At 72.8% G+C, this 14,889-nt stretch carries 13 protein-coding genes; 8 read left to right on the top strand and 5 right to left on the bottom strand.

Translation table 11 applies throughout. The features are described 5' to 3' along the window. Nucleotides 1-67: 67 nt before the first annotated feature. Nucleotides 68-1,981, bottom strand: coding sequence for a hypothetical protein (locus K1J57_RS15770; protein WP_220565193.1), 1,914 nt, complete (start codon nt 1,979-1,981; stop codon nt 68-70). 44 nt (nt 1,982-2,025) lie between these two features. Beyond that, a complete protein-coding gene (locus K1J57_RS15765) occupies nt 2,026-2,535 on the bottom strand; it encodes a gluconokinase (protein WP_220565191.1) in 510 nt (169 codons plus the stop codon). Between the two features lie 108 nt (nt 2,536-2,643). Here K1J57_RS15765 and K1J57_RS15760 point away from each other — a divergent pair, with 108 nt between their 5' ends. Beyond that, the gene (locus tag K1J57_RS15760) at nt 2,644-3,372 is read left to right on the top strand and encodes a FadR/GntR family transcriptional regulator (RefSeq protein WP_220565189.1); all 729 of its coding nucleotides are present in this window, start codon (nt 2,644-2,646) and stop codon (nt 3,370-3,372) included. 17 nt (nt 3,373-3,389) lie between these two features. Here the strand turns inward: K1J57_RS15760 and K1J57_RS15755 are convergent, their stop codons facing one another. Further along, the gene (locus tag K1J57_RS15755; protein WP_220565187.1) at nt 3,390-4,766 is read right to left on the bottom strand and encodes a GntP family permease; all 1,377 of its coding nucleotides are present in this window, start codon (nt 4,764-4,766) and stop codon (nt 3,390-3,392) included. Nucleotides 4,767-5,360: 594 nt separating this feature from the next. Here K1J57_RS15755 and K1J57_RS15750 point away from each other — a divergent pair. The 6 genes from K1J57_RS15750 to K1J57_RS15725 all read left to right on the top strand — a co-directional run bounded on the left by K1J57_RS15750 (nt 5,361) and on the right by K1J57_RS15725 (nt 11,805). Beyond that, nucleotides 5,361-5,993: a DJ-1/PfpI family protein gene (locus K1J57_RS15750; protein ID WP_220565185.1), complete on the top strand. Its 633-nt coding sequence runs from the start codon at nt 5,361-5,363 to the stop codon at nt 5,991-5,993. 2 nt (nt 5,994-5,995) lie between these two features. Next, entirely contained in the window at nt 5,996-6,454 is a 459-nt protein-coding gene (locus K1J57_RS15745) for a MarR family winged helix-turn-helix transcriptional regulator (protein ID WP_220565183.1), read from the top strand. A gap of 59 nt (nt 6,455-6,513) precedes the next feature. Beyond that, a complete protein-coding gene (locus K1J57_RS15740; RefSeq protein WP_220565181.1) occupies nt 6,514-7,521 on the top strand; it encodes a low specificity L-threonine aldolase in 1,008 nt (335 codons plus the stop codon). A gap of 181 nt (nt 7,522-7,702) precedes the next feature. Continuing rightward, nucleotides 7,703-8,488, top strand: coding sequence for an IclR family transcriptional regulator (locus K1J57_RS15735; RefSeq protein WP_220565179.1), 786 nt, complete (start codon nt 7,703-7,705; stop codon nt 8,486-8,488). Between the two features lie 865 nt (nt 8,489-9,353). Beyond that, nucleotides 9,354-10,850 carry a glycerol kinase GlpK gene (gene glpK / locus K1J57_RS15730; RefSeq protein WP_220565177.1) on the top strand — a complete coding sequence of 499 codons (1,497 nt, stop codon included), beginning with the start codon at nt 9,354-9,356 and terminating at the stop codon, nt 10,848-10,850. Nucleotides 10,851-11,052: 202 nt separating this feature from the next. Next, entirely contained in the window at nt 11,053-11,805 is a 753-nt protein-coding gene (locus K1J57_RS15725; RefSeq protein WP_220565176.1) for an MIP/aquaporin family protein, read from the top strand. 66 nt (nt 11,806-11,871) lie between these two features. Here the strand turns inward: K1J57_RS15725 and K1J57_RS15720 are convergent, their stop codons facing one another. Next, the gene (locus K1J57_RS15720) at nt 11,872-12,408 is read right to left on the bottom strand and encodes a hypothetical protein (RefSeq protein ID WP_220565175.1); all 537 of its coding nucleotides are present in this window, start codon (nt 12,406-12,408) and stop codon (nt 11,872-11,874) included. A gap of 280 nt (nt 12,409-12,688) precedes the next feature. On the opposite strand from K1J57_RS15720, the gene K1J57_RS15715 reads away from it, so the two are divergent. Continuing rightward, a complete protein-coding gene (locus tag K1J57_RS15715) occupies nt 12,689-14,458 on the top strand; it encodes a glycerol-3-phosphate dehydrogenase/oxidase (protein WP_255647081.1) in 1,770 nt (589 codons plus the stop codon). 178 nt (nt 14,459-14,636) lie between these two features. Here the strand turns inward: K1J57_RS15715 and K1J57_RS15710 are convergent, their stop codons facing one another. Beyond that, nucleotides 14,637-14,840, bottom strand: coding sequence for a cold-shock protein (locus K1J57_RS15710; protein WP_220565173.1), 204 nt, complete (start codon nt 14,838-14,840; stop codon nt 14,637-14,639). Nucleotides 14,841-14,889 lie beyond the last annotated feature (49 nt).

Here is a 14,889-nt window from a genome sequence, read left to right as displayed (position 1 = left end):
CCTGCGGAACGGGCGCACGAGAACGGGGGACCGGCCACGCCGGTCCCCCGTTTCGGTCGGTCTCGGTCTACTTCTTCTTGTCGGAGCCGCCCTCGGCCGGCTCGGCGTCCTTCCCGCCGTCGCCCTCCGGGGATACGTCCGCCCCCTCGGACCCGGCAGACGCGGTGGCCTCGGCGTCGTCGGTGGACGCGGCAGCCTCAGCGGGCGCAGGGGCAACCGCCGACTCGGACGCATCGGCGTCCGCGGTCCCGGCAGCAGCGTCCTCGGACGTGTCGACGTCCGCGTTCGGCTCGACCCCATCCGAGACCTCAGGGGAAGCGGCCTCAGGCTCAGAGGTAACAGCGTCCTCGGCAGCCTCAGCGGGCGCAGGGGCACCCGCCGACTCGGACGCATCGGCATCCGCGGACGTCTCCTCGTCCACGGCAGCGGGGGTGACCGCCGCCTCGACGGCAGTGCCCTCGGGGGCCTCGGTCGCCTCGGCCGTGTCGATGTCCACGTTCGGCTCGGCCCCATCCACGGCCTCAGGGGAAGCGGTCTCGGACTCAGAGGTAGCAGCGTCCTCAGAAGCCACGGCGGCCTCAGCAGACGCGGTGGCCTCGGTGTCGTCGGTGGTCACGGCAGCCTCAGCAGCCTCAGAGGCACCGGCCGTCTCAGTCGCATCGGCGTCCGCGGTTCCGGCGGCAGCGCCCTCAGGGGCCTCGGCGGACGCAGGTGCCTCGACATCGTCCGTGGTCTCGGAGACCTCGGCGGTCCCGGCATCGTCCGCGGTCCCGGACGCATCAGCGGCCCCGGACGTCACAGCAGCCTCAAGCTCATCCTCGGCACCGTCCGCCTCGACGGGCTCAGAGGCACCGGCCGACTCGGACTCGTCGGCGTCCGCGGACGTCACCTCGTCCGCGGGGGCGGGGGTGTCCACGGGCCCGGAAACACCGGCCTCGGAGACCTCGGCGGACTCAGGAGCACCAGCCGGCTCAGGCGCGTCGGCGCCCACCGCCGACTCGGACTCGTCCACGAACGCCACAGCGGCGGAGATCAGGGCGACGGCGTCCTCGGGGGTCATGGCGACCTCGGTGCCGCCCTCGGCAGGCTCAGGGGTACCGGTCGGCTCAGGCGTGTCGGTGTCCGCCGCGGCCACGGCCACAGCGGTCTCAGGAGCCTCGTCGGCATCGGCGTCCACGGCGGACTCGGTCACACCGGCGCTCGCCACCGCCTCGGACTCCTCGACAGGCACAGAAGCGGCTTCGGAAACCTCGGCGGGCTCGACGGCCTCAGGAGCACCGACCGGCTCGGACGTGTCGGTGTCCACCGCGGCCTCGGCGGGCTCAGGGGCGACAGCGGGCTCGGGCTCGTCGACGCTCACCGCCGGCTCGGGCCCGTCCACGGGCACGGAGGCGCCCGCGGCCACGGACGCCATGGCGGCGGCGACCGGGACGGCGGCGCCCTCGGGGGTCGCGGCGGACTCGGGGGTGCCGGCGGAGGAGGAACGGGGTCCGGCGACCGCGGCGGCGATGGCCTCGACCTCCTCGGCGCTCGCGGTGTTGCGGGCGCGCCGCGGGGAGCACCAGCGGCGGACCTCGGTGGTCCACAGGGCGATGTTGATGACGATGGCCACCACCGCCGCGAGGAGGGCCCCGAGCAGCAGCGGCGTCACCGCGAGCTTCGAGGCGATGTGCAGCGCGAACAGCGGGACACCCAGCGCGAACAGGGCGACCGCCTGGGAGGTGCGCCACAGGGCGTGGTCCCCGCGGCGGACCGGCACCGCCAGGCCCGCCGACGCGACTCCCGCCAGGACCGTGAGGACCAGCAGGATCCACAGGTCGCCCACCACCTCCTGGGGGATGTCGGCCGAGAAAAGCGACCAGGTCAGGTAGCCCAGCAGGCCGTACACGGGGGCGGCGACGAACATCAGGACACACGTCTGCCGCACGTCCAGCGGGGGCCGCACAGGGGAGGCTGCGGGGGACGAAACGGAATCTTGCATGACGAAAGGGTCCCGCTTCCCCCAATTCAACGCAAGACGGCAGGTCAGGAGGGCTGCAGCACCGTTTCCACGTACGCCAGCGCCTCCCGGACCAGCACGTCGGGGTCCGACCGGACGTCGAACTCGCGCCCTGCCTCGTCCGGCTCCAGGGACTCCAGGGTCTCCAGCTGGGAGCGCAGCAGCGCGGGCGGCATGAAGTGGTCCGTCCGGGCGGCGATCCGCTCCCAGATGACCTCCTCCGGCCCGCTCATGTGCAGGAAGTGCACCCCCGGCGCCCCCTCGCGCAGCAGGTCGCGGTAGGACCTCTTGAGCGCGGAGCAGGCCATCACGGTCGACTCGCCCAGCGCGTCGTGGGCGGCGATCCACCCGGCGAGCTCGCGCAGCCAGGGCCAGCGGTCCTCGTCGGTGAGGGGGGTCCCGGCCGCCATCTTGTCGATGTTGGCGCGGGGGTGGAAGGCGTCCGCCTCCGCGAAGGGGAGCCCGAGTTCGCGGGCCACGCGCTCGGCGACGGTGGTCTTGCCGCTGCCCGACACGCCCATGAAGACGAAGTGCATGGTTTCTCCTCGTGGGGACCTGCACGACCGCAAGTTCCACCATCAATAGTGATATCAATCAATCCGGCTAGGCTTCAGCCTGACCCCCCGGTCGAAACAGGGAGAACGATGGGCACAGATCACCGCACGCTGCACAACCGGGTGCTGGCGGTCCTCGGGCCCGCCATCGCCGCGGGCGAGTACGCCACCGGCCACACGTTCACCCTCCAGGGGCTGGAGGTGGACTTCGGCGTGTCGCGGACCGTGGCACGCGAGGCGGTGCGGGTGCTGGAGTCGATGCGGCTGGTGGTCAGCAGGCCCCGTACCGGCATCCGGGTGCGCCCGATGCCGGACTGGAACATCTTCGACCCGCAGCTGATCCGCTGGCGGCTGGCCGGTTCCGGCCGCATGGAGCAGCTGCGCTCCCTCAACGAGCTGCGCTCCGCGGTCGAACCCGGGGCCGCCGCCCTGGCCGCCCAGCGCGGCGACGCCCAGGCCCGCGCCCACCTGGTGGTGGTCGCCGACGAGATGGTCCGCACCGGCCGCGCCGGCGACCTGGACACCTTCCTCGAGCTGGACATCGCCTTCCACCGGCAGATCCTGGAGCTGTCGGGCAACGAGATGCTGGTGGGCCTGTCGCAGGTGGTGTCGGAGGTCCTCGTGGGACGCACCTCCTACGACCTGATGCCCCGCCACCCGCGCCCCGAGGCGCTGCGGCTGCACAAGGCGGTCGCCCAGGCCATCCGCGACGGCCTGCCCGACGTGGCCGAGGCCGCCATGCGCGCCATCGTCACCGAGGTCGTCGAGGCCCTGGAGGACGACCCGACCCGGAACGACGAGGACGACCTCCCCGTCTGAGCCGGGCCGCCCCGGGGTCACAGCACCAGGCTCAGCCCGAAGGCCAGGCCGAACCCGATGAAGCCGATGAGGGTCTCCATCACGGTCCAGGTCTTGAGCGTGGTCTTGACGTCCATTCCCAGGAACCGGCCGACCAGCCAGAACCCGGAGTCGTTGACGTGCGACAGGGCGGTGGCGCCGGAGGCGATGGCGATGACGATCAGCGCCAGGTCGATCGACGACAGCCCGTCCGCCGCCTGCACGGCGGGGGCGATGAGCCCGGCGGCCGTGGTGATGGCGACGGTGGCCGAGCCCTGGGCGACGCGCAGCGCGAGCGCGATCACGAACGCGGCCACGATGACCGGCAGCCCGATCGCGTCCAGGCTCTCGGCGAGCGCGCCGCCGATGCCGCTGGTGCGCAGGACCATGCCGAACATGCCGCCCGCGCCGGTGATGAGGATGATGCCGCAGACGGGGCCCAGGGAGTCGCCGACCAGCGTCTCCATGCCCTGGCGGGTGAACCGGCCCCGGCTGAGCACGAGCATGGCGACCAGCACGGTGATGAGCAGCGCGACGGGGGTCTGGCCGACGAGCTGGCAGACCTGCACCCACAGCGCGTCCGCGGGGACGGCCTCGGTGGAGACGAGGGTGGTGACGCCGGTGTTGGCGAAGATCAGCAGCATCGGCAGGAGCAGCAGGCCGACGACGGTGGCCAGGTGCGGCGGGTTCTCGTGCTTGACGCTGCCGTCGGACATGATGTCGTCGGGCACCGGGATCACGACGCGCTTGCCGATCCACAGGCCGAACAGGTAGCTGGACAGGTACCAGGTGGGGATGGCCAGCAGGAGGCCGATCAGCAGCACCAGGCCCATGTCCGCGCCGACCTCGACGGCGGCGGTGACCGGTCCGGGGTGCGGGGGCACGAAGGCGTGCATGACCGCGAAGGCGCCCGCGGTGGGCAGCGTGTAGGTCAGGACCGAGCCGCCGACCCGGCGGGCGACGCTGAAGACGATCGGCAGCATGACGACGAGGCCGACGTCGAAGAACAGCGGGAAGCCGAAGAGCAGGGACGCGACGCCCAGTGCCAGGGGCGCCCGCTTCTCGCCGAAGACCCTGATGAGGGCCCCGGCCAGGACGGCGGCGCCACCGGTGACCTCCAGCATGCGGCCGAGCATGACGCCGAGGCCGACCAGCAGGGCGACGTTGGCGAGGGTTCCGCCGAATCCGCCCAGGAGGGTCGGCATGATCTCGGCGACCGGGATCCCCGCGGCGACCGCGGTCAGCAGGCTGACCAGGACGAGCGCGATGAAGGCGTGCAGTCGCAGGCGGATGATCAGGAAGAGCAGCAGGGCGATGGCCCCGGCCGCGATCCCGAGGAGGGGACCCGTCCCGTAGACGGGCGTGAAGTTCTCCACAGCGGAGCCTTCCGGTGAGCGGACGTCGGAGGTGCGGGGTCGCCGGACATCGCGACCTCGGCCTGTCCTCGAGGCAGGCGGACGAAATGGTAGTACCATTTGTGAGCTTCTGTGAACACCCACGTGGGCTTCTGTGACCCGAGCGAGATGCGGGTCACCCGCACCCCCGATGACACGGGCGTTCCCGACTGAGAGTGAGCCCCGTCACACTCCACCCCGCGGACGCGCCCCCGGGCCCCGGTCGCGCATTCCACCCCCTTTCCCGCGAACCACCGAAATCCGGACCCCCGACCCTCGTCGACGGAACGCCTTCGAAGTGCGCCCGAACATAACGACGAACCCCGCGCCACACCCCGAACGACCTGCGAAGACGCCAGGGTCTCCCATTTGGGAGAGGGGCCTATCCGAATTTCCTCACCGCCCGGAAAAGCACAAGGCCCGGAAGATGGTTCACCATGCTCTTCAGGCGCAGGGCGCCCCGCGGAACACTCCGCCCGGAAACCGGCAATGGACACCCGATCGAATGCACGTGAACTCTGATTCCCACACCCCCACTCTCTTGACAGCATGCTGTCAGGATGACAGGATGTTGTCATGAACACCGAGAGCAGGAAGACCGTCCACCTCGCCGTCTACGAGGGGCTCGCAGACTGGGAGATCGGCCACGCCGTCTCCACCATCCGCAGCGGCGAGTGGCAGCGCACCCCGGGCCGCTACGACGTCGTCACCGTCGGGCTCAGCGGCGCCCCGGTGACCACCATGGGCGGTGTCACCGTCCTGCCCGACCTCACGCTCACCCAGCTCAAGCCGTCCAGCAGCGCGATGCTGATCCTGCCGGGCGCGGCCTCCTGGGACGTCGACCCGGAGTCGATGACCTCCCTCGCCTCGGCCGCCGGGATCTTCCTCGACGCCGGGGTCCCGGTGGCGGCGATCTGCGGGGCCACCGCCGGCCTGGCCCGCGAGGGCCTGCTCGACTACCGCGACCACACCAGCTCCGCGCCCGAGTACCTGCTGGCCACCGGCTACACCGGCGCGGCCAGGTACCGCAACGCCCTGGCCGTCACCGACGACGGGCTGATCACCGCGGGCTCCACCGCGCCGATCGAGTTCGCCCGCGAGATCTTCGCCCAGCTGGACCTGTTCACGCCCCGGACGCTGGACGCCTGGTACCGGCTGCACGCCCAGCACGACGCCGGCGCCTACTTCGCTCTGATGGAGGGGGCCTGACCATGGCGCGGCCCGACCTCCGCAGCGCCGAACTGCTCAGCGGGACCGCCCTCACCGTCTTCCGCCTCAACGGCCAGTTCCTGTCGGTGGCCGAGGAACTGGCCAGGCCGGCGGGACTGACCGCCGCGCGCTGGCAGGTACTCGGCTCGGTCACCGACGCGCCCAAGGCGGTGTCGGCCATCGCCCGCGAACTCGGCAGCGCCCGGCAGAGCGTGCAGCGCATCGCGGACGTACTGGTGGAGCAGGGACTCGCCGAGTACCGGCCCAACCCCGCGCACAGCCGCGCCAAGCTCCTGGCCCCCACCGGGGAGGGCGTCGCCGCGCTGCGCCGGATCGACCCGGCGCACGGCCGGCTGGCCGAGGCGCTGGTCGCCGAACTCGGCGAGGAGGGCGCCGCGGACGCGCTGGCCTCCCTGCGCCTGCTGTCGGAGGCGCTGGAGAGGATCGGCACGCGGGGCTGAACCCGCCGGGCAGTATCGTCGGTCGCACACCCCACCGCCGCGTTCTCGAGGAAGCGACCATGATCGACCTGCGCTCGGACACCGTCACCCGCCCCACCTCCGCCATGCGCCGGGCCATGGCCGAGGCGGAGGTGGGCGACGACGTCTTCGGCGAGGACCCCACCGTGCGCGCCCTGGAGGAGGAGACGGCCGCCCTGCTCGGCAAGGAGGCCGCCCTCTACGTCACCTCCGGGCACATGGCCAACCAGCTGGGCCTGTACGTGTCCGTCCGCAGCGGCGACGAGGTGTGGGCGCACGAGCACCACCACCTCATCGGGGACGAGCAGGGGGCGACCGCAGTACTGGCCCGGGCGCTGCCCCGGCTGTACTCCGACGGCACGGTCCCCTCCGACGAGCTGCTGGAGTCGTGGATCGCCGGGCGCGGCGACGTCCACCGCGCCGAGCCCGCGCTGGTGTGGCTGGAGAACACCTTCACCGGCCGGGTGGTCCCGCTGGCCGAGCAGCGCCGGGTGACCGGGTTCGCCCACCGCCACGGGCTGCGGACCCACCTGGACGGGGCCCGGCTGTGGAACGCCGCCGCGGCGCTGGAGGTCTCCCCGGCCGAGGTGGCCGAGGGGTTCGACTCGGTGTCGGTGTGCTTCTCCAAGGGGCTGGGCGCGCCGGTGGGCTCGGCCCTGGCCGGGGACGCCGCCACCATCGCCCGGGCCCGGCGGGCCCGCAAGCTGCTGGGGGCGGGGATGCGCCAGGCCGGCATCATCGCGGCGGGCGCCCTGTACGCCCTGCGCCACCACCGGGAGCGGATGGTCCAGGACCACGCGCGGGCGGCGCTGCTGGCGGAGCGGATCGCCCAACTGCCCGGACTCGGGGCGCGGGCGCAGACCAACATGGTGCTGGTGGAGACCCCGCGGGGGCGGGCCGCCGCCTACCGGGAGGCGTTCGCCCGCCACGGCGTGCGGGCCCTGGACATCGGCGCGGAGACGATCCGCCTGGTGGTCCACCTGGAGATCACCGACCGTGACGTCGACGAGGCCGCCACGGCGATCGCCAAGGCCGCCGCCGAGCTGTGAACAGCCGCCCGCGCCCGCGTCCGTGCACGTCGGGCGCGGGCTCCCAAGGCCCGGCGACTACACTGTTGCGACCCTGCGGGCCGTTCCGCGCGATCCGATGTCACTCGTCCCATGGCGGGCGTCACATCGCGTAGTAGCATGCGCGTATGACATTGTCGTACTAGAGAGTGGTAGCACCCCCATGCCGGGAAGAATCCAGTCCATCGAACGCGCGGCCGCGATCCTGCGCCTCCTGGCCGGTGGTGCCCGCGGGCTGAGCCTGGCGGAGATCTCCCGCTCTCTCGAACTGCCCAAGGGCACGGTCCTGGGCATCCTGCGCACCCTCCAGCACGTGGGCTTCGTCGAGCAGGACCCCGAGTCCGGCCGCTACCGGCTGGGCGGGGGCATGCTCAGCCTGGGCACCCGCTACCTCGACGGCAACGAGCTGCGCACCCGCGCCCTGAACTGGGCCGACACCCTGGCCTCCCGGAGCGGTGAGAGCGTGCGCATCGGCACCCCGCACCAGGGGCAGGTGCTCGTGGTGCACCACGTGTTCCGCCCGGACTCCTCCCGGCAGACCCTGGACGTCGGCACCCTGCTGCCGCTGCACGCCACCGCGCTGGGCAAGGTCCTCATGGCCTTCGACCCGCTGGTCACGCCGCTGGAGGACACCGCGGTGGAGGAGGGGCCGGTGTTCCTGCCCGCCTACACGCGCTTCACGATCGTCTCCCCCGGCGAGCTGGAGAAGCAGCTGGCGGAGGTCCGCGACAACGGGTGGGCCTGGGAGGCCGAGGAACTGGTGGACGGCGAGGTGTCCATCGCCGCGCCCATCCGCGACCGGCGGGGCACCACGGTCGGGGCGATCGGGGTGCGCGGCGCCGTCGAACGCCTGCGCGGGCCCGACAACAAGCTGGACATGGAGCAGGTGTCCTACGTCCGCGACGCCGCCCGCGCGATCTCCCGCGAACTGGGCGCCACCCCCTACTGAGACTTCCCTGCCGACGCGCCCCTATCGGCACCATCCCACCCGAGCACTCCGCCGACGCGTCCCGGTCGGCACGCTTCTGCCGAAGCGTCCATGTCGATGCGTCCGGCCTGAGCACCCCGTCGGCGCGTCCCGCGCAGGCCCCACGTACCGACACCCCACCGACACGCCTGTCCGCGCCCCTGCCCGCACACTCCGCCGACGCCGCCGCGCACCTGTGTCCCGCCGATGCGCTCACCGAAGCGTCGTGCAGTGATCTCCGCGCGCCTGGGCCCTGCCGCGCCGACCGCGTGCTCGGCGGTCCACACCCCAGGCCGACCGCTCCCCGCGGCCGTGCCTCTGGCGGCACACCCCACCCACGCATCCTGCCTACACTCCGCCGACGCGCCCCTATCGGCACGTGCCACCTGAGCACTCCACCGACGCGCCCCGGTCACACGGCCCCTGCCGACGCGTCCATGTCGGTACGTCCGGCCTGAACACTCCGCCGGCGCGTCCCGTGGAGGCCGGCGCGTGCCGGTGTCCTGTCGGTGCGCTCCGCCGGCGCGTCGTGCGGCGATCCCCGCGTAGCGGTGCGGTGGCGGCTCTCGGGGCCGGCGTTCCCGGGCCGTTGCGGGGCCGGGGGCGTTCCCCTGCGGCGAACGGCGGGCGCGGCGACTTCGCGCAGCCCCGAGGTGTTGTCACGGTGTTCGCGAGGGTACGTGACCCACGCGACACGATTGCGTCACGCCGTCTTGACACAGGTGGGAAAAGCGGATGAAACTAACGCCTACTCATACGTCAATGTCGTACAACGTGCGGGTATAGCCCGTTGTTCGCGCGTGTCCGTCCCCGTTCCCGAGCCCTCCACTGAAGGCGAGAGCATCCGATGAGTCAGCAGTACGTCGCCGCGATCGACCAGGGCACCACATCGAGTCGCTGCATCCTCTTCGACCGGGACGGCCGCATCGTCTCGGTCGACCAGCGCGAGCACCGGCAGATCTTCCCCAAGCCCGGCTGGGTCGAGCACGACGCCCAGGAGATCTGGACCAACGTCGAGGTCGTCGTCCAGAACGCCCTGGAGAAGAGCGACATCACCCCCGACCAGGTCGCCGCCATCGGCATCACCAACCAGCGCGAGACCACCGTCGTCTGGGACAAGGAGACCGGCGAGCCGGTCCACAACGCCATCGTCTGGCAGGACACCCGCACCGACGCCCTGGTCCGCGAACTCGGCGCCGACGAGGGCCAGGACCGCTTCCGCGCCGCCTGCGGCCTGCCTCTGGCCACCTACTTCTCCGGCCCCAAGCTGCGCTGGCTGCTGGACAACGTCGACGGCCTGCGCGAGCGCGCCGAACGCGGCGAGGTCCTCTTCGGCACCATGGACACCTGGATCATCTGGAAGCTGACCGGCCGCCACGTCACCGACGTGACCAACGCCAGCCGCACCATGCTGATGAACCTGGCCACCCTGGAGTGGGACTCCGAGATCCTCGACGCCATGGGCATCCCGGCGGCCGTGCTGCCGGAGATCCGCTCGTCCTCGGAGGTCTACGGCCAGGCCCGCGGGTACCTGGAGGGCGTGCCGGTCGCCTCTTCCCTGGGCGACCAGCACGCCGCCCTGTTCGGCCAGACCTGCTTCGACCCGGGCGACGTCAAGGGCACCTACGGCACCGGCACCTTCCTGGTGATGAACACCGGCACCGAGCCCGTCACCTCCGAGAACGGCCTGCTCACCACCCTGGGCTACAAGCTGGGCGACGCCCCGGCCGTGTACGCGCTGGAGGGCTCGATCGCGGTCACCGGCTCGCTCGTCCAGTGGCTGCGCGACAACCTCGGCCTGATCTCCACCGCCCCGGAGATCGAGACGCTGGCCCGCACCGTGGAGGACAACGGCGGCTGCTACTTCGTCCCCGCCTTCTCCGGGCTGTTCGCCCCGCACTGGCGCGGCGACGCCCGCGGCGTCATCGCCGGCCTGACCGGCTACGTCAACAAGGGCCACATCGCCCGCGCCGTCCTGGAGGCGACCGCCTGGCAGACCCGCGAGGTCGTCGACGCGATGAACGCCGACTCCAAGATCGAGCTGACCACCCTGAAGGTGGACGGCGGCATGACCGCGGACAACCTGCTCATGCAGATCCTGTCCGACGTCCTGGACGCCGAGGTGGTGCGCCCGATGGTCGCCGAGACCACGTGCCTGGGCGCCGCGTACGCGGCGGGCCTGGCCGTGGGCTACTGGCCCGACGTGGAGACCCTGCGCGCCAACTGGCACAAGGCGGCCGAGTGGACGCCCGAGATGGAGCCCGCCGTGCGCGAGCGGGAGTACCACAACTGGAACAAGGCGGTGAAGCGCACCCTCGGCTGGGTCGAGCACGACGAGAAGTGACCGGACGGGACCCACCCGTCCCCTCGACGACCGCGCCCCGGGGCCCGGCCCGCGACCCCCGCGGCCCCCGGGCGCGGACCGGGCCTCCCCGGCGGGCGGCCCCACCCACCCCATCCCTGTGACGGGTGTGTCCGACCATGCCCGCGTCCGCGGGCGGACACCGCCCCCGTGACCCGGCTGCCCCATACGGGCGGAGGCCATCATGTCTGTTTACCTCGCCGAGTTCCTCGGCACGGCGATCCTCATCCTCCTCGGCGGCGGCGTCGTCGCCGGCGTCACCCTCACCAAGTCCAAGGCCTTCAACGGCGGCTGGATCGTGATCACGTTCGGCTGGGGCATGGCGGTGGCCATGGCCGTCTACACGGTCGGCACGGTCAGCGGCGCGCACCTCAACCCGGCGGTGACGCTGGGTCTGGCCAGCATCGGCGACTTCGACTGGGCGCTGGTGCCGGGCTACATGGCGGCCCAGCTGGTCGGCGCGTTCACCGGTGCGGTGCTGGTGTACCTGGCCTACCTCCCACACTGGAAGGAGACCGGGGACCCGGCGACCAAGCTGGGCGTGTTCAGCACGGCGCCCGCGGTGCGCAACCCGGTCGCCAACATCATCACCGAGGTCATCGGCACCGCGATGCTGGTCCTGGGCGTGCTCGGCATCGGCGCCAACTCCGGACACGTGACGCAGGGCGACGTCGACCTGTCGGGGCTGTTCTCCACCGGTATCGCGCCGCTGCTCGTCGGCCTGCTGGTGCTGGCCATCGGCCTGTCCCTGGGCGGCCCGACCGGGTACGCCATCAACCCGGCCCGCGACCTGGGCCCGCGGCTGGCGCACGCGGTGCTGCCCATCCCGGGCAAGGGCTCCTCGGACTGGTCCTACGCCTGGATCCCGGTGGTGGCCCCGCTCATCGGCGGCGTGCTCGGCGCCTGGGTGTGGAGGCTGACCGGCTTCGGCGGGTGAGCGGCCCCGCCACGGGGAGCGCGGGAGGGCGGCGGACCGTGTCCGCCGCCCTCCCGCCGTCCCGGGTCACCCGTCCGGCGACACCGACATGGAGGGGGCGCCCGCCTCCAGCTCGCACACCCGCACCGGCGCGCTCAGCTCCCCGTGCACGCCCGGGTCGCCGTGGAACTCCTGGTAGACGGTGATCCCGGTGGCGGTGAGCACCTCTCCGCAGTCCCCCGGGTCGAAGTTCCCCGGCTCGGCCTGGGCCATGGTCAGCAGGGCGCGCCCGTCGCCCGGCACCACCCACGGGTCCCGGATCTCCTCGCTGTAGCGGGCCCACTCCCCCACCCGGTCCCCGCCGGGGACGTCGGTCCAGTGGACGCCGAACCGGTCGCTCATCAGGCAGGGGTCCCCGCCCCCGGTGCGGTCCAGCCCGAACTCGACGTACATCGTCCCGGCGGCCGCGCCCCGGTCGATCTCGGTCACCCGGAAGTCGTCGCTGCGGCAGGGGCGGGGGTCCTCCCCCTCGCCCGCGTGGGCGGCCCCGCCGGCGAGCGCCGCCGCGGCCGCCAGTGCCACCGCCCCCGCCGCGGCCGTGATCCGTGCGCGTCCTGCGTGCATCGTGCTCCCCCGTTCCTTTCGGTCTCACCAATGAGACGCCGGTCACATGCCAGGCGTTGACGCCGGCCCGTGTCCGCGGTCGGCCACGGCCACGCCCGCCGCCGACCCACGGAACCGCGTTCGACAATGACGCATCACAAGAACCCCACGCCACACACCGGACACCGACCGTCACACCAACGCACTCCGGGTCCGGGAAGCACACCGAAAGCATGACAAGAACGCCGCAGGGAGCCCCTCCCCCTCCACCAGCGTGCGGCATTGTCGTATGATCTTTGCGATGTCCGCACGGAACGCGGAGTCCGTTCCGGCGGCCGCACAGCCATCCCTCTCCGAGGAGTACCCGGCCATGACGACCACGCCCGACCCGGCCGACCGGCGCCCCGACGCCTCCGTGCCCGCCGCCCGAGACACCGAAGCCCCCGCCGCGGAGCCCGCCGGCACCCCGGACGCCCTGTCCCCGGTGTCCGCCGCCGTCGCGTTCCCGGGCCGCGGCGCGGACCGCGCGCGCACCCGCGCCGAGCTCTCCCGCGGCACCTTCGACCTCCTCGTCGTCGGCGGGGGCATCCTGGGCACCTCCGTCGCCTGGAACGCCGCCCAGTCCGGCCTGCGGGTCGCCATGGTGGACGCGGGCGACTTCGCCGGCGCCACCTCCAGCGCCTCCTCCAAGCTCGTCCACGGCGGCCTGCGCTACCTCCAGACCGGGAACCTCCGGCTGGTCGCCGAGAACCACCGCGAACGCCGTTCCCTGGCCACCACCGTCGCCCCGCACCTGGTCAACCCGCTGCCGTTCCTGGTGCCGGTCTACGAGGGCGGCCCGCACGGCGCGGCCAAGATGGGCGCGGGCGTGTTCCTGTACTCGGCGCTGTCGGCGTTCGGCGACGGCATGGGGCGGCTGCTGTCCCCGGCCCAGGCCGCCCGGCTGGCCCCGGGCCTGCGCACCGAGGGCCTGAAGTCGGTCGCCGCCTACGGCGACCACCAGATGAACGACAGCCGCATGGCGATCATGACCGTGCGGGCCGCGGTCGAGGCGGGGGCCGTCGTCCTCAACCACGCGGAGGTCGTGGACCTGCGCCGCACCGGGACCCGTGTCACCGGTGCCGAGCTGCGCGACCGCGCCGACGGCACGGAGTTCGGTGTCGACGCCCGCCTGGTCCTCAACGCCACCGGCCCGTGGGTGGACCGCCTGCGCCGGATGGAGGACCCCGCGGCGGCGCCGAGCGTGCGCCTGTCCAAGGGGGCCCACCTGGTGCTGCGCACCCCGGAGCCGTGGCGTGCGGCGCTGACCATCCCGGTGGACCGCCACCGGGTGTCGTTCGCCATCCCGTGGGAGGGGCGCCTGCTGCTGGGCACCACCGACGAGGAGTACACCGGGGACCCCGCCGAGGTGTCCGTGGTGCCCGCCGACGTGGAGCAGATCCTGGGCGAGGCCGAGCTGGGCATCGACGCGCCCTACCTGGACGCCTCCCACGTGGACTACGCCTTCGCCGGGCTGCGGGTGCTGCCGGGCGGCGACGGGGACACCAGCGCGGCCAAGCGCGAGACGGTGGTCACCCAGGGCCGCGGCGGCATGCTGTCGGTGGCCGGGGGCAAGTGGACGACCTACCGGCACATCGGCCGGGCCGTCCTGAAGGAACTGCGCAAGGTGCGCGCGGTGCCGCTGGCCGAGGAGATGGCCGACCCGCTGCGGACCGTCCCGCTGCCCGGGCTGGCCAGCCCGGACGCGGTGGCGCAGCGGATCCTGATCGACCGCGAGCCGGGCGCCCGGATGGAGCCGCCGGTGGCCCGCCACCTGGCCTCCCACTACGGCAGCCTGGCCCTGGACATCGCCGCGCTCATCCGCGAGGACCCGGCGCTGGGCGAGCGCATCCACCCCGACGGCCCGGACGTGTGGGCCCAGGTGGTGTTCGCCCGCGACCGCGAGTGGGCGGTGACCGTCGACGACGTGCTGCGCCGCCGCACCACGGTGACCGTGCGCGGCCTGGAGACGCCCGGGGTCCGGGCCCGCGTCCAGCGGCTTCTCGGCGCGCCCGTGCCCGCCGTGCGCTGATCCGCCGGGGCGCCCGGCCGGCGCCCCGGGACGCGCGAAGGCCCCGGAGGGTCGAACCCTCCGGGGCCTTCGCGTGTCCCGGGTCCGGGCCCGGGGAAGACGAAGGACGGCCCCGCCGGGAGGTCGAGGACCTCCGGACGGGGCCGTCCCGAGTCGTGGTGATCTAGCTCACGAGGAGTTAGATGGCGACGACGTTCTCGGCCTGCGGGCCGCGGTTGCCCGTGACGATGTCGAACTCCACGCGCTGGTTCTCCTCCAGGTTACGGAAGCCCGTGCCCTGGATGGCGCTGTAGTGAACGAAGGCGTCGGGGCCACCGTCGTCGGGGGAGATGAAGCCGAAGCCCTTCTCGCCGTTGAACCACTTCACAGTTCCCTGAGCCATGTTGTCTCCTTCAGCTCGGTGTACATCGGGCGCAACCTCGCGCCCGAGT

The organism is Nocardiopsis sp. MT53 (assembly GCF_019598965.1).
Classification (GTDB): domain Bacteria; phylum Actinomycetota; class Actinomycetes; order Streptosporangiales; family Streptosporangiaceae; genus Nocardiopsis; species Nocardiopsis changdeensis.
This window is presented reverse-complemented; position numbering and strand designations above follow the sequence as displayed.

What these genes read in the sequence shown, in the direction of transcription:
- K1J57_RS15770 (WP_220565193.1), bottom strand. Translation starts at nt 1,981, where the DNA reads ATGCAAGATTCCGTTTCGTCCCCCGCAGCCTCCCCTGTGCGGCCCCCG.
- K1J57_RS15765 (WP_220565191.1), bottom strand. Translation starts at nt 2,535, where the DNA reads ATGCACTTCGTCTTCATGGGCGTGTCGGGCAGCGGCAAGACCACCGTC.
- K1J57_RS15760 (WP_220565189.1), top strand. Translation starts at nt 2,644, where the DNA reads ATGGGCACAGATCACCGCACGCTGCACAACCGGGTGCTGGCGGTCCTC.
- K1J57_RS15750 (WP_220565185.1), top strand. Translation starts at nt 5,361, where the DNA reads ATGAACACCGAGAGCAGGAAGACCGTCCACCTCGCCGTCTACGAGGGG.
- K1J57_RS15745 (WP_220565183.1), top strand. Translation starts at nt 5,996, where the DNA reads ATGGCGCGGCCCGACCTCCGCAGCGCCGAACTGCTCAGCGGGACCGCC.
- K1J57_RS15740 (WP_220565181.1), top strand. Translation starts at nt 6,514, where the DNA reads ATGATCGACCTGCGCTCGGACACCGTCACCCGCCCCACCTCCGCCATG.
- K1J57_RS15735 (WP_220565179.1), top strand. Translation starts at nt 7,703, where the DNA reads ATGCCGGGAAGAATCCAGTCCATCGAACGCGCGGCCGCGATCCTGCGC.
- glpK (WP_220565177.1), top strand. Translation starts at nt 9,354, where the DNA reads ATGAGTCAGCAGTACGTCGCCGCGATCGACCAGGGCACCACATCGAGT.
- K1J57_RS15725 (WP_220565176.1), top strand. Translation starts at nt 11,053, where the DNA reads ATGTCTGTTTACCTCGCCGAGTTCCTCGGCACGGCGATCCTCATCCTC.
- K1J57_RS15720 (WP_220565175.1), bottom strand. Translation starts at nt 12,408, where the DNA reads ATGCACGCAGGACGCGCACGGATCACGGCCGCGGCGGGGGCGGTGGCA.
- K1J57_RS15715 (WP_255647081.1), top strand. Translation starts at nt 12,689, where the DNA reads ATGTCCGCACGGAACGCGGAGTCCGTTCCGGCGGCCGCACAGCCATCC.
- K1J57_RS15710 (WP_220565173.1), bottom strand. Translation starts at nt 14,840, where the DNA reads ATGGCTCAGGGAACTGTGAAGTGGTTCAACGGCGAGAAGGGCTTCGGC.